This is a genomic window from Sphingomonas sp., assembly GCF_035317925.1.
Taxonomy (GTDB): domain Bacteria; phylum Pseudomonadota; class Alphaproteobacteria; order Sphingomonadales; family Sphingomonadaceae; genus Sphingomonas_I.
The window spans coordinates 1-12,715 of record NZ_DATHFV010000098.1 but is presented as its reverse complement, the minus strand read 5'-3'; the positions used below and the strand labels follow the sequence as shown (position 1 = coordinate 12,715).

The 12,715-nt window shown below is 64.9% G+C and carries 11 protein-coding genes; 4 read left to right on the top strand and 7 right to left on the bottom strand.

Annotated elements, in window-relative coordinates:
- Window positions 1-96: 96 nt before the first annotated feature.
- From VK533_RS07470 to VK533_RS07450, 5 genes are all read right to left on the bottom strand, one after another.
- Window positions 97-1,287, bottom strand: coding sequence for an aspartate aminotransferase family protein (locus VK533_RS07470; RefSeq protein WP_324376239.1), 1,191 nt, complete (start codon window positions 1,285-1,287; stop codon window positions 97-99).
- A gap of 153 nt (window positions 1,288-1,440) precedes the next feature.
- Window positions 1,441-1,827, bottom strand: a complete 387-nt coding sequence (locus VK533_RS07465) for a PilZ domain-containing protein (RefSeq protein ID WP_324376238.1) — start codon at window positions 1,825-1,827, stop codon at window positions 1,441-1,443.
- A 78-nt stretch (window positions 1,828-1,905) separates the two neighbouring features.
- Window positions 1,906-2,358, bottom strand: coding sequence for an RNA polymerase-binding protein DksA (gene dksA, locus VK533_RS07460; RefSeq protein ID WP_324376240.1), 453 nt, complete (start codon window positions 2,356-2,358; stop codon window positions 1,906-1,908).
- A gap of 152 nt (window positions 2,359-2,510) precedes the next feature.
- The gene (locus tag VK533_RS07455) at window positions 2,511-3,071 is read right to left on the bottom strand and encodes a hypothetical protein (protein WP_324376237.1); all 561 of its coding nucleotides are present in this window, start codon (window positions 3,069-3,071) and stop codon (window positions 2,511-2,513) included.
- 98 nt (window positions 3,072-3,169) lie between these two features.
- Window positions 3,170-3,628: a host attachment family protein gene (locus VK533_RS07450; RefSeq protein ID WP_324376236.1), complete on the bottom strand. Its 459-nt coding sequence runs from the start codon at window positions 3,626-3,628 to the stop codon at window positions 3,170-3,172.
- Between the two features lie 99 nt (window positions 3,629-3,727).
- Here VK533_RS07450 and serS point away from each other — a divergent pair, with 99 nt between their 5' ends.
- Complete coding sequence (serS, locus tag VK533_RS07445) at window positions 3,728-5,005, top strand: serine--tRNA ligase (protein ID WP_324376235.1); 1,278 nt, start codon at window positions 3,728-3,730, stop codon at window positions 5,003-5,005.
- Window positions 5,006-5,019: 14 nt separating this feature from the next.
- Complete coding sequence (locus VK533_RS07440) at window positions 5,020-6,279, top strand: peptidoglycan DD-metalloendopeptidase family protein (RefSeq protein WP_324376234.1); 1,260 nt, start codon at window positions 5,020-5,022, stop codon at window positions 6,277-6,279.
- Between the two features lie 7 nt (window positions 6,280-6,286).
- Here VK533_RS07440 and VK533_RS07435 read toward each other — a convergent pair whose 3' ends face one another.
- Window positions 6,287-7,402: a DUF3089 domain-containing protein gene (locus tag VK533_RS07435; protein ID WP_324376233.1), complete on the bottom strand. Its 1,116-nt coding sequence runs from the start codon at window positions 7,400-7,402 to the stop codon at window positions 6,287-6,289.
- A 56-nt stretch (window positions 7,403-7,458) separates the two neighbouring features.
- On the opposite strand from VK533_RS07435, the gene rimO reads away from it, so the two are divergent.
- Complete coding sequence (gene rimO / locus VK533_RS07430) at window positions 7,459-8,790, top strand: 30S ribosomal protein S12 methylthiotransferase RimO (RefSeq protein WP_324376232.1); 1,332 nt, start codon at window positions 7,459-7,461, stop codon at window positions 8,788-8,790.
- Window positions 8,791-9,720: 930 nt separating this feature from the next.
- Here rimO and VK533_RS07425 read toward each other — a convergent pair.
- Window positions 9,721-10,797, bottom strand: a complete 1,077-nt coding sequence (locus tag VK533_RS07425) for a phosphatase PAP2 family protein (protein ID WP_324376231.1) — start codon at window positions 10,795-10,797, stop codon at window positions 9,721-9,723.
- Window positions 10,798-10,932: 135 nt separating this feature from the next.
- On the opposite strand from VK533_RS07425, the gene VK533_RS07420 reads away from it, so the two are divergent.
- Window positions 10,933-12,715, top strand: a 1,783-nt coding sequence (locus tag VK533_RS07420) for a glycoside hydrolase family 3 protein (RefSeq protein WP_324376230.1), incomplete at its 3' end; no start/stop codon positions are given.

The following is a 12,715-nucleotide window of genomic DNA, read 5'->3' as shown; positions in this document are numbered from 1 at the left end:
GATCCCATCCGGCCCGGCATCGGCAAGATCGAGGAAGTGGCGAGTCATTCTTTGTCCCCAAGCCGCTCGTCCCCCTCAGAACGAGCGGATTTGCAATTATGCCGCCTCCGGCACCTTGTAGCTGCGTGCGCCCGCCGAGAGCTTCTCGATGCACTCAGTGACGTGCTTTTCCTCGATGTTGAGTGGCGGCAGGATGCGCACGACATTGTCGCCCGCCGCCACCGTCAGCAGCCCGTGATTGTCGCGCAAATGCGCCACGAACGCGCGGCTGTCGCTCTTGAGCTTGATGCCGAGCATCAAGCCCATCCCGCGCACGCTGTCGAACAGATGGTCGTGATTGGGCAGCAATTGCTCGAGCGCCTGGCGCAGCCGATCGCCCATGCGCTGGACGTTTTCGAGGAATGCAGGCTCGGCGACGATGTCGAGCACCGCCTCGCCCGCCGCCATCGCCAGCGGATTGCCGCCATAGGTCGAACCGTGCGTGCCGATCACCATGCCGCTCGCGGCTTCCTCGGTCGCGAGGCACGCACCGAGCGGGAAGCCGCCGCCGATGCCCTTGGCGACCGTCATGATGTCGTGGGTGATGCCGTACTGTTCGTAGGCGAAGCAAGTACCGGTGCGCGAATAGCCGCACTGGATCTCGTCGAGGACCAGAAGCATGCCATGCTTGTCCGCCAGCGCGCGCAAACCGGTCAGGAATTCCTTGGTCGAAGGCATGATTCCGCCCTCTCCCTGCACCGGTTCGACCAGAAAAGCGGCCGCATCCGGCCCGATCGCGGCCTCTGCCGCCGCCAGATCGTTGAACGGAACGACCGTGAAACCGGGCAGAAGCGGCTCGAAACCCTCCCGCATCTTGGGCTGATTGGTCGCCGAAATGGCGCCCATCGTGCGGCCGTGGAAGGCGTTGGAGAAGCTGATGATCCGGTTTTTCTCCGGATTTCCCTTCGCATAATGGTAGCGGCGCGCGGTCTTGATCGCGCATTCGATCGCTTCGGTGCCCGAATTCGTGAAGAAAACCGTGTCGGCGAAGGTCTTGTCGACCAGCCGCTGCGCGAAATGCTCGCCCTGCGGGCTGCCATAGAGATTGGAAACATGCATCAAGGTCGCCGCCTGATCGGCGATCGCCCGGACCAAAGCGGGATGGCCGTGGCCCAGGATATTGACCGCGATGCCCGCCGCCATGTCGAGATAGCGTTCGCCATTTTCGCCGATCAGATAGGCGCCCTCGCCTCGCACCGGACGCACAGCACACCGCGGGTAAACGGGCATGAGGGGCGTGATCGGCATCGAAACGGACTCCTTATCGTCGACGAAAAAATCGGTCGGAATTGCTCCGGAATAGAAAAGGCGGCCCAAGCGGGCCGCCTGAAGCGCGCCTATATCTCTGCGTGCTTGGGAGCGTCAATCGTTACGGGGTGCCGACGCCGCAGCCAGATGACTTTAACGGATCGCGGGACGCCACATCGTGCGCGACGCCTTGACGAGCTGCGGCTGGGGATTGCCACCAACCGGCTTGCGCGCGAGGCGCGGATCGATCGGGACATCGAACTGAACGCCCGCGCGACCGCCGGCGGTCCACGCGATCTTGCCGGCGACGGTGCCGATGCCGCGCAATTCGGTTTCGACCACGTCGCCGCGCGAGAAATTGAACGGGCTTTCGGCCATCATGCCGCCGGACGAGAGGTTGCGGACCTTGACCGTGACGTCCGCGCTGCCGGCACGGCGCATCACCGCCATCAGGAACATGCTGTCCCTGGGCTCGGCGCGCATCGATTCGAAGCGCGCATCGGCATCCGCCGTGTCTTCAGGAACGAATGAATGTTCCACCGTCATCCCCAATTACCGGATGACAGTCATGCACAGGAATGGTTGGCAAGCCGTTAACGGTCGACCCGTGGCGAGCCCTTATTCCTCGCGGCTGACCTTCTCGTTGCGCTCGTGACGCTCCTGCGCCTCGACCGTCATCGTCGCCACCGGACGCGCCTCAAGCCGTGCGAGCGAGATCGGCTCGCCGGTCACTTCGCAATAGCCATATTCGCCTTCGTCGATGCGGCGGATGGCGGCGTCGATCTTGGAGATGAGCTTGCGCTGACGGTCGCGCGTGCGGAGTTCGATGCCCCAATCGGTTTCGGAAGAAGCGCGATCGGTAACGTCCGGTTCGCGCAGGGAATCGACCTGAAGCTGGGCGAGCGTCTCTCGCGATTCACGAAGGATCGAGTCCTTCCAGTCCAGCAATTTACGTCGGAAATAAGCCTGCTGCCGGGGGTTCATGAACTCTTCGCTCGGCGATGGCCGATAGTCCCGGTCGAATCCTTCAATATGATCTTGCTCGTCGATTCGTTTCGCCGCCGTAGCCATATGCATATACTCGCCACCCCTGCGAGGCAGTGGCCATGGCCCCCGCCTAGCTCTGCCCTGGGCGGGCCTATACGCGCGCGAAACCGCCGTAACAAGCGGGCGACGCGTAACGAATCCGTCACGCGCCGCCCGAACACACATTAAGTTGTGGATTACTTGCCGGTGCCGCCCGTTTTCGGCGCCGCCGCCTTGGCCGCGGCATCGAGCTGTTCGGCGGTCATGCCGATCACGAGCCCGTTCGGGCCCTGCGCGAACGCGGTCTTGGGCAGCTGCGCCTTGGTGTTGGCGGTGGCAACCGTGATCATATCGCCCGCGACCGCGTCGACCTTGCCGACGGGCGCGCCCGTCGGACCGCTGATTGCCATGCCGACCGTGATTTCGGTCGGTTTGGTTGCCTGGGCGACCTTGGCCTCCAGATCGGCCTTGGTGATACCTACGACGAGCCCGTTCGGGCCCTTGGCGAAGGACGTAACCGGAATCGCGGCCTTGGCTGCACCGGTCGAAAGCACGGCATTGCCGCCGCTGACCGATTCGATCGTGCCGACGGGAGCGCCGGTCGTGTCGCTCACACTGGCCCCGACCGTGACGGCGGGTGCGGCCGCAGGGACAGCCGCAGCGGTTGCAGCCGCCGCCGGGGCGGGCTGCGTGGCCTGCGCGAAGACAGGCGAGGCCAACACGGTCGAACCGGCCAAAGCGAGAACCAGATATTTCATTTCTCTCTCCTCAAAGACGATATTGTTACGCCCCACCAAATTAGGAATTTTCCAGCCCATAACCGCACCTTACGGGATCAGTCGTGGCCTCCCTGGGATCAACCGTTCGGGTCCTGATAGTCCTGAAGCGCCTTTTCGATCCGATCGACCGGATGGCCGGTCAGGTCCTTCGCGATCTCCGCCGCGATCTTTCCTTCGGCCTGTTTATGGAAGTGCTTGCGCAATTCGCCGAGCGTCCTGGGCGGGGCGACGATGATCAGATTTTCGAATTCGTTGGCGAGCGCGGCGCGGTTGATCCGGTCTGCGACCTCGGCCGCGAAGCGATCCTCCGCCTGCTGGTGGAAATCGCTTTCGTTGGCGGAGGAACCGCCACCCATGCCAGGGCTCCCCGGCATCCGACCTGCCTGGTCGGTCTTGATATCCTGATCGGACTTGTCGGCCTGCTGCTCGGCCGTGACTACCTTCAGGTCGAGATTTTCGGCGTCGCCCTCGTTGCGGAAGAACAGCATCTTCGCGCCGTCGGCGACGAGCACATAGCTGTCATGGGGAATGCGCATCGGCTTCGCCTCCTGTGAGATCGTTTCGGCCAGCCAACGCACGTCGATGCGGCGGGTTGCAGACTTGCATGGGCGCGTGCCCCCCGCCATTAGCCCGTAATGCACGATATCCGCGCGATCCGCGAAGACCCCGCCGCCTTCGACACCGGCCTGCAGAAGCGGGGCCTTGGGCCGCAATCGGCCGGACTGCTCCAGCTGGACGAGGCGCGGCGCGGACGCGTGACCGAAGCGCAGGCGCTGCAGACCCGCCGCAACGAGGCATCGAAGGAGATCGGCAAGGCCAAGACCGCGCGCGACGAAGCGACGGCCCAGGCACTGATGGCGGAGGTCGCCGGCATCAAGGATCGGATGGCCACGCTCGAAAACGAAGCCGACGAAGCCGGCCGCGCGCTCGACGAGGCGCTCGCCGCGCTGCCCAACATTCCCGCCACCGACGTGCCCGAAGGCGAGGACGAGCATGCCAATGTCGAATTGAAACGCTGGGGCAATCCGCGCACGTTCGATTTCGCACCGAAGGATCACGCCGATCTCGGCCCGGCGCTGGGCCTCGATTTCGAGGGCGGCGCGCTGATCTCGGGCGCACGCTTCACCGCCTTGCGTGGCCAGATGGCGCGGCTCCACCGCGCGCTCGGCCAATACATGCTCGACGTCCAGAGCGCGGCCAACGGCTATGAGGAAACCGCGCCACCCTTGCTGGTGCGCGACGAGGCGATGTTCGGCACCGGCCAGCTCCCTAAATTCGCCGAGGATCTGTTCCGCACCACCGACGGCCACTGGCTGATCCCGACCGCCGAGGTCAGCCTGACCAACCTCGTGCGTGAGCAGATTTTGGCCGAAGACGATCTGCCCAAGCGGCTGACCGCGCTCACGCCCTGTTTCCGCTCCGAAGCCGGCGCCGCCGGTCGCGACACGCGCGGCCTGATCCGTCAGCATCAGTTCGAGAAGGTCGAACTGGTCGCGATCGCCGCGCCCGAATGCTCCGACGAGGAGCATGAGCGCATGACCCGCGCAGCCGAGGGCATCCTCGAGGCGCTCGAATTGCCCTATCGCCGCATGCTGCTGTGCGCGGGCGACATGGGTTTCACCGCGCGCAAGACGTTCGATCTGGAGGTGTGGCTGCCTGCCCAGAACACCTTCCGTGAGATTTCGAGCTGTTCGAACTGCGGCGACTTCCAGGCGCGGCGGATGGACGCACGCTACCGGCCCGCCGACGCGAAAGGCACCGCCTTCGTGCATACGCTCAATGGCTCCGGCCTCGCGGTCGGACGCGCGCTGGTCGCGGTGATCGAGAATTACCAGCAGGCGGACGGATCGGTGACCGTGCCGGAGGTGCTCAAGCCCTATATGGGCGGCCTGGACGTGCTGCGGCCGAAATGAGGAACTGGGGGTCCTTGCTTGCACTGACTTTGGTCGCGGCTGCTCCCGCGCCCGACGGCAAGTCGTCCGGCCCGAAGCACCTGTCCGCCAAGGCACTCGCCGCCGAGCTTTCGGACGATGACGGCGCATCCCAGGGCAAGCCGGCTTCCACCAAGGCGTCCTCAACCAAACCAAAGGCGACAAAGGCTTCGGACCGGGCGACGACTGCCGAGGAAAAGCCATCACGCCCCAAAGTGACGGCGGCCAAGCCGACGGCAGCTCCCGTCCCCGACAGCAAGGCCGCGACGATTTCCGATACCAAGGCCGCTGGCGGGCAGAAGCCGGTCTGGGAGGTCGCGACGGTCCCGCCCGATGCGGTCGAGGTCGCCAAATCGACCTACATCGTCCAGCCGGGCGATACCTTGTCGGCGGTGGTGCGCAAGACCGGCGAAGGCGCCGACGTCATCGCGCACGACAATGATCTGGCCGCGCCGTTCAAGCTGCGCCCGGGACAGAAGCTCAAGATCGCCGGCGGCCGCTATCACACAGTCAAGAAGGGCCAGAGCGGCATCGCGATCGCACGCGCCTATCAGGTCGAATGGTCGAAGATCATCGAGCTCAACCATCTGCAGGATCCCTTCACCCTGCGCGAAGGCCAGCGCCTGCTGCTGCCGCCCGCGAAGGACGTCGCGAAGATGTCGTTGGAACAACGCGCGGCCGCCTTCCAGATCGATCTGACCGATCTTGCCACCGGCAGCGAACCCGCGCTCGCACCCACCGCCAAAGCGGCCGCCCCCAGTCTCTCACCGACGCGCCAGCTCGCGCCGACCACGCCGGTCGCGGAGCCCGAAGTTGCATTCGTGGGCCGGTTCGACTGGCCGGTCCAGGGCAAGATCATCCGCCCCTATGGCCCGATGGACAATGGCGGCCGCAATGACGGGATCGCCATCGCAGCCCCGCGCGGCACCGTGATCGCCGCCGCCGCCGACGGGGTGGTGATGTGGGTCGGCGAGCATCCGGCTTTCGGCAACGTCGTGCTGATCAAGCATGGCAGCGGCTGGATCACGATCTACGGCAATGCCGACAAGCTAGTGGTCAAGCGCGGCCAGGCGGTGAAAATCGGTCAGACGATCGCGCGCGTCGGCACGAGCGGGACCAGCGCCGATTTGCCCCAGACCTTTTTCGAGGTGCTGCAGGGCCGGAAGCCGGTCAATCCGATGGGATTGCTGCCGAAACGCGCGCGCCAGCCCGACGGCAACGATAGCGACGCCGACCCCGATCAGAATTCGGATTAGGCTCGCTTTACCGGCGGGCGAGCCAGGCCCTGGTCTGGCTGCCGATCAGATCGACGATATTGCCCTGGACCAGGCTGATATCGAGCGGATGCTCGCCCCAGACGGGCGAGGGGCTGAACTTCTGCAGCACCACGCCAAGCAGTCCCGCCGCCGGGCCCGGCTCGATATGGAGGCGCAGCACCGCGCCCTGCGCGTCGGCGACGCATTCGGCGGTCAATTGCCCGGCCAGCTCGACATAAGGCGGGTCTTCCGCCGGCGCGAAGCTGGGCTTGGACAGATAGGTTTCGAGCGCCCCGCGCCCGCCGCCGATCGCCGCCGGATTGACGCACAGCGGCGGGGTACCGGACGGGGTCGCGCCGAAGAAGCGCGGGCCGTCATAACTGTCAATATAGCTGGACCAGGCCACCACGCAGCCCGTCTGATCCGGCGCGGCGCAGGGCTTCACATCATGGAAGCTTTTGGCGTTAAGATCCGGATTTCCCGCAAGATAGGCCGCCACCAATAGCTTCTGGGCAGGCTTGCCGTCGATTTCCTCCGCGATCAGCCGCTTGAGCAGGATCGCGCCCTGGCTGTGCCCGACCAGCACCACGCCGCGCTTATGATTGTCATGCGCGAGATAGGATTTCCACGCCGCCAGCACGTCGCGATAGGGCACCTCGAAATCGGTCACGGTGGCGGGATGCGCCATCGTCCAGCGGAGCGCGGCCATCGTGAGTTGATGATAGACCGGCACGAATAGCCGGCATCGCGTGGTCAGCCGCGCCGCCTGCCCGTGGACCGACCTCTTCTCCTCCGCATCGGGAACGAGGTCGCTGTACAAGGTCGGATCGAGCGACGTCGTCGGATAGACGTAGAAGCAATCGATCGGCGCATCCTTGGCGATGACATGCGGCGCGGGCGTGCGGGCACCGGCGGCGTCGATCTTCACCGCGTCGAGATTGGCCGAGCAGGTGCCATCATCGACGCCGGGCCGGCAAATCCAGTTGGCCGGCACCGTGTAATCGACCGGCGGCGTATCGCCATGATCGGGCATCGTCGCGGGCGTCGGGTTGTTGGCCATCTGCGCCGCAACGGGCGCGGTTGCGGCCAATGCCACGGCGGTCAGAAGCAAAATCGTCCGCATGGCCGTCGCATCCCCTCGTAATTTCACGCAACCGACGCTATGTGGCTCGCTTCCCCATGGCAACCATTCTCCCCTCCCCGCCCAAGGTCGGCATGGTGTCGCTCGGCTGTCCCAAGAATCTGGTCGACAGCGAACGCATCCTCACCAAGCTCCGCGCCGACGGCTATCAGATGTCGCCCGATTATGCGGGCGCGGACATCGTGCTGGTCAATACGTGCGGCTTTCTCGATTCGGCCAAGGAGGAAAGCCTTGAGGCGATCGGCGAAGCGATCGCCGAAAATGGCCGCGTCATCGTCACCGGCTGCATGGGCAAGGAAGCCGAGACGATCCGCGCGCGCTTCCCGCAGGTGCTCGCCGTTACCGGCGCGCATCAATATGAGCAGGTCGTCGGCGCGGTCCACGAGGCGGCGCCGGTGCCGCCGTCCGCCTATCTCGATCTGGTACCGGAACGCGATCTCAAGCTCACCCCGCGCCATTACTCCTATCTGAAGATCTCGGAGGGCTGCAACCACCGCTGCTCCTTCTGCATCATTCCGTCACTGCGCGGCGACCTGGTCAGCCGCCGGCCCGATGCGATCCTGCGCGAGGCCGAGAAACTGGTCGCGGCGGGCACCAAGGAATTGCTGGTCATCAGCCAGGATACGTCGGCTTACGGGCTGGACCTGCGCCATGCGTCCTATCCGCTCAAGGGCGGCGGCGAGGTTCGCGCCGACATGACCGACCTCGCCCGCCACCTCGGCCAGTTGGGCGCGTGGGTGCGGCTCCATTACGTCTATCCCTATCCGCATGTGGACCGGGTCATCCCACTGATGGCCGACGGGCTGGTGCTGCCTTACCTCGACATCCCGTTTCAGCATGCCGCGCCGTCCGTGCTGCGCGCGATGAAGCGCCCGGCCAACGATGCCAAGGTGCTCGACCGCATCCGCAACTGGCGGTCGATCGCGCCCGACATCACGATCCGCTCGACCTTCGTCGTCGGCTTCCCCGGCGAGACCGAGGCCGATTTCGACTATCTGATGGACTGGCTCGACGAAGCGCAGCTTGATCGCGTCGGCGCGTTCCGGTTCGAACCGGTCGCGGGTGCGGCCGCCAACGATCTGCCCGGCCATGTGCCCGAAGAGGTCAAGGAAGAGCGCTACGCCCGGCTGATGGAGAAGACCGCCGCCATCTCCGCCGCCAAGCTCCAGGCCAAGATCGGCCGCACGCTCGACGTGATTATCGACGCGGCCGACGAGGAAGGCGGCGCGACCGGCCGCTCGATGGCCGATGCGCCCGAGATCGACGGCGAAGTCCATCTGCGCGACACGCGAGGACTGACGCCCGGCGATATCGTCCGCGTCCAGATCGAGGACGCCGACGAGCATGATCTGTTTGGGGTTCCCGCCTAGAGCGGCTCAAACTGCTTCCGACCCACTGGCGGAAACAGATCGTCGCAGAGAAAAACAAAAAAACCCCGAAAACGAACTAAAGGATCTGGCGCTCGCAGCCACCTCGGGCCTCCGGATGGGCGACCGAGCGAAGGCTATGCGGATGCCGCGTCACATTTTGAAGCGCGCGCCCATATCGAGCCATTACCAAATCTGAGAATGAGCCAAGGTGCGCGAACCGCCGCGAAGGGCATCCACGCGCCAGCTTTAGCTGTACGCTTTATACGTACATTTGTCAATCCGTCCTTGTTACGATCGGCGTGCGCATGAATTGCGCGCGCTCGCCACCGGCGAAGTCAACCAAATCGAGCCCTTGTCTGCTTCCGACCCATTACCGGGCGTCATTCATGCGTGTATGGTCCCGCGATGATCGGTCCAAAAGCTCTAGCTTTCGCGGTCTTGGTGCTGGCTCAAAGTGCCGAAGCTGCCGCCCCACAATGCGCGAAGCAATTTAGCTTTCGGGCCAATCCCACGCTCAACCTGGCAAGTGTTCAGCGCCTCGCTGGGCAGCGCATTTCACCCGAGACTGCTGACCAATCCAAACTTGTAGTCTGGTCTTTTGACGGCGAAGACCACCCTAGTTACGGCCGGTGGGTAGGCTTGGCCTTGGTTTACGTCACGCGAGGAGATTTGGGTGAGCAGCCCGTTGGCGGGTTGTTGCTTCAGGCTCCGTCGACCGCATTGGTGAATCTAAGCGCAGCTAGGTTTACGAAGAGGGCCGACGGTGTAACCCTCGTCCTGCCCAAAACGCGGGGCTGCACCAGCTACACGCTTCACCTGAGCAACAACGGTACGTTAACCGCCAACGGCGTCTTGGTAGGAACACTTTCTGAATGACCGCTTCCCACCCAATAGCGGACGTTCCCGAATTCGACCGCCTGCGCTCTTTAATCAGCCGTCGAGGCCGCGCCGGTCGATTTCCTGAAGGATCGCGGTCGCGCGCGGGCCGCTGCTCGGTTCGCGCGCCAGCAACTGGATAAGCTCGCTATCCCGGCTCCGCCGCAGGAGCGTGCGCAACGGATCGAACCCCACCGGCTCGCGCAGTTCCTCGATCAGGGCCAGCAGGCCGCGTCGAACCGCCACGCTCGCGACCAAAGCGACCGCCGCGCCCACGATCATGTCGGTCAGGTAATGCGTCCCCTCGACCGGCGTCGCCAGCAGCATCGCGATGTTGAGCGCCAACAGGGGCCAACGCAGCCGTCGGATCGGCCACGCCGCGATAATAAAAAGAACCGCGCTCACCGTATGGAAACTGGGTGCGCAGACGAGGCCGTGAAGCGAGGTGACGGCGATTTGGTGCACCTCATGCTGCCGCAGCAAGGGGATGATCTGCGCCTGATAGAGCGCGCTTTCGGGCATGTAGGGAATGCGCCCATGCCAGAGATAAGCGAGCGGCCCCTCGGCCGGCGCCAGCGTGAACAGGACGAGCGTGATCAGGGCCGCGAACCAGAAAGATGCGATGAACAGCCGCGCCTCCGCGCGCTTCCCGCTATAGGCGAAATAGCCGAGCAGGATGGCGGGCGTGACGAAGATGCTCTGGTAGGCGATGCTTTCCGCGAGTTGCAACAGCGGGTGCGCGGCGACGAAATCGTACCAGCCAATCCAATTGAACCGCATCAAACGGTCGGCGCGCTCAAGCGCAAAATCGTCGAAACCGCTGGTGTCGGCAGCAACGGGATAACTCGCCAGCGCGCCGAACAGGCAGATGAGCGCGAACAGTCCCACATGATCGATCGCATCTCGTGCGATGCGTTGCCCCCGGGAGCGCGCCGGCCGGAGCACGATCCGCGCGACGACCGCAGCAATCGCGAGCACGACAAACAGCCGGTCGACCAGATTGCGTGGATCGATTTCGACCTGCGCCCGCGACATCAGCGCAAGCACCGCGAGCAGGCTTATGCCGATGACCGCGACCAGCCACCGGCCCGGAAGCAAGATGGGAGAATGATATTCGGGGAGAGTCGCCAAAAACTGTGTCTTCAAACCGATAAAGGCGCCGCGCTAGAGCTAGGCGGCTGAACGACGGATTGCTGTAATCTGCTTGTCATATTGCAGGTTGCGATGCGTGCGTGCAACGGCTCGGAAAACAGGAGGATCGAGAGGATGGTAAAGCTGCAACAGGTCGGGGCGTCGATCCTGGCCCTATTGCTTGCATCGACGGCGGCGCCAGCGATCGCGGCGTCCCCGCTTTGGATGAACAAGGCACTCGATCCCGACCAGCGCGCCACCTTGCTCGAAGCGCAGATGACGACCGAGGAAAAGCTCACCATCGTCCACGGGCCGATGGGCCGTTCGCGCCTCGGCATCCCCAAGCCCGAACGCGCCCTGGGATCGGCCGGCTTCATTCCGGGCATCCCCCGCCTCGGCATTCCCGATCTGCAGGAAGCGGACGCCAGCGTGGGCGTGACCAATCCCGGCAATGTCCGCCCCGGCGATGGTGCCACCGCTTTCCCGTCGATCATGGCGATGGCGGCGACGTGGAGCCGGGCGGCGGCCTATCAGGCGGGCGTCGCGCTTGGCAACGAGGCGTGGAGCAAGGGCTTCAACGTCCAGCTGGCCGGCGGCATCAACCTGATGCGCGAGCCCCGTAACGGTCGTACGTTCGAATATGCGGGCGAGGATCCGTTGCTCGCGGGCGTCCTGACCGGCGACGCGATCCGCGGCATCCAGAGCCAGAATGTCGTTTCGACGATCAAGCATTTCGCCTTCAACAGCCAGGAGACGGCGCGCTTCTACGCCGACGCGCAGATCGGCGACGCCGCCGCGCGCGAGAGCGATCTGCTCGCGTTCGAGATCGCGATCGAGACGGGCAAGCCCGGATCGGTGATGTGCGCCTACAACCTAGTCAATGGCCGTCAGGCCTGCGACAGCGACTGGCTGCTCAACCAGGTGCTCAAGCGCGACTGGGCCTATCCCGGCTGGGTGATGTCGGATTGGGGCGCGGTCCACGCCACCGACAACGCGCTCCACGGGCTCGACCAGGAATCTGGCGAGCAGCTCGACGCGCAAATCTATTTCGGCGCGCCGCTGACCGACAAGGTGAAGACCGACCCGGCCTATCGCGCGCGGCTCGACGATATGGTCCACCGCATATTGCGCAGCCTATTCGCGGTCGGTGTGATGGACCGGCCGGCGAAGCTCGCTCCGATCGATTATGCCGCCAACGCCAAAATCTCGCAGGCCGAAGCGGAGGAAGCGGCGGTATTGCTCAAGAATGACGGCGATCTGCTCCCGCTCAAGGGCGCCAAAAGGATCGCGATCATCGGCGGCGAGGCGCAGTTCGGCGTGCCGTCGGGCGGCGGCTCATCCTCGACCGTCGCGATCGAGGGGCCCGGATTGCAGCTGCCGGTGATGGGCACGGGCGTGCTGGGGTCGCCGCGGCTGATGATCTATCATCCCTCCGCCCCGCTCGACGCGCTGCACAATTTGCTGCCCGATACCGAATTGCTGGTCGACGACGGCCGCTATCCGTCGAGCGCGGCGGCCGTGGCGAAGAAAGCCGATGTCGCGATCGTGTTCGCGACCCAGTGGGCGACCGAAAGCTACGACATTCCCGACCTGTCGCTGCCCAACGGCCAGGACGCGCTGATCGCGGCGGTCGCCGCCGCCAATCCGCACACGATCGTCGTGCTGGAGACGGGCAGCCCGGTGCTGATGCCGTGGCTCGACAAGGTCGATGCGGTGCTGGAGGCTTGGTATCCAGGCGGGCGCGGCGGCCCGGCGATCGCCAATCTGCTGACCGGGCGCGCCAACCCGTCGGGCCGGCTGCCGGTCTCCTTCCCCGTCAGTCTGGATCAATTGCCGCGCCCCGAACTGCCGGGCGCGGGCGCCAATGGCGAGCGGCCGGCGGCGGGCACCAAAATATTGCCGCTGCCGCTCAAGGAAG

Bases quoted from the DNA above. Each gene is read 5' to 3' on its own strand.
- VK533_RS07435 (WP_324376233.1), bottom strand. From the start codon at position 7,402: ATGCGGACGATTTTGCTTCTGACCGCCGTGGCATTGGCCGCAACCGCG.
- dksA (WP_324376240.1), bottom strand. From the start codon at position 2,358: ATGGCTACGGCGGCGAAACGAATCGACGAGCAAGATCATATTGAAGGA.
- VK533_RS07455 (WP_324376237.1), bottom strand. From the start codon at position 3,071: ATGAAATATCTGGTTCTCGCTTTGGCCGGTTCGACCGTGTTGGCCTCG.
- rimO (WP_324376232.1), top strand. From the start codon at position 7,459: ATGGCAACCATTCTCCCCTCCCCGCCCAAGGTCGGCATGGTGTCGCTC.
- VK533_RS07450 (WP_324376236.1), bottom strand. From the start codon at position 3,628: ATGCGCATTCCCCATGACAGCTATGTGCTCGTCGCCGACGGCGCGAAG.
- serS (WP_324376235.1), top strand. From the start codon at position 3,728: ATGCACGATATCCGCGCGATCCGCGAAGACCCCGCCGCCTTCGACACC.
- VK533_RS07470 (WP_324376239.1), bottom strand. From the start codon at position 1,287: ATGCCGATCACGCCCCTCATGCCCGTTTACCCGCGGTGTGCTGTGCGT.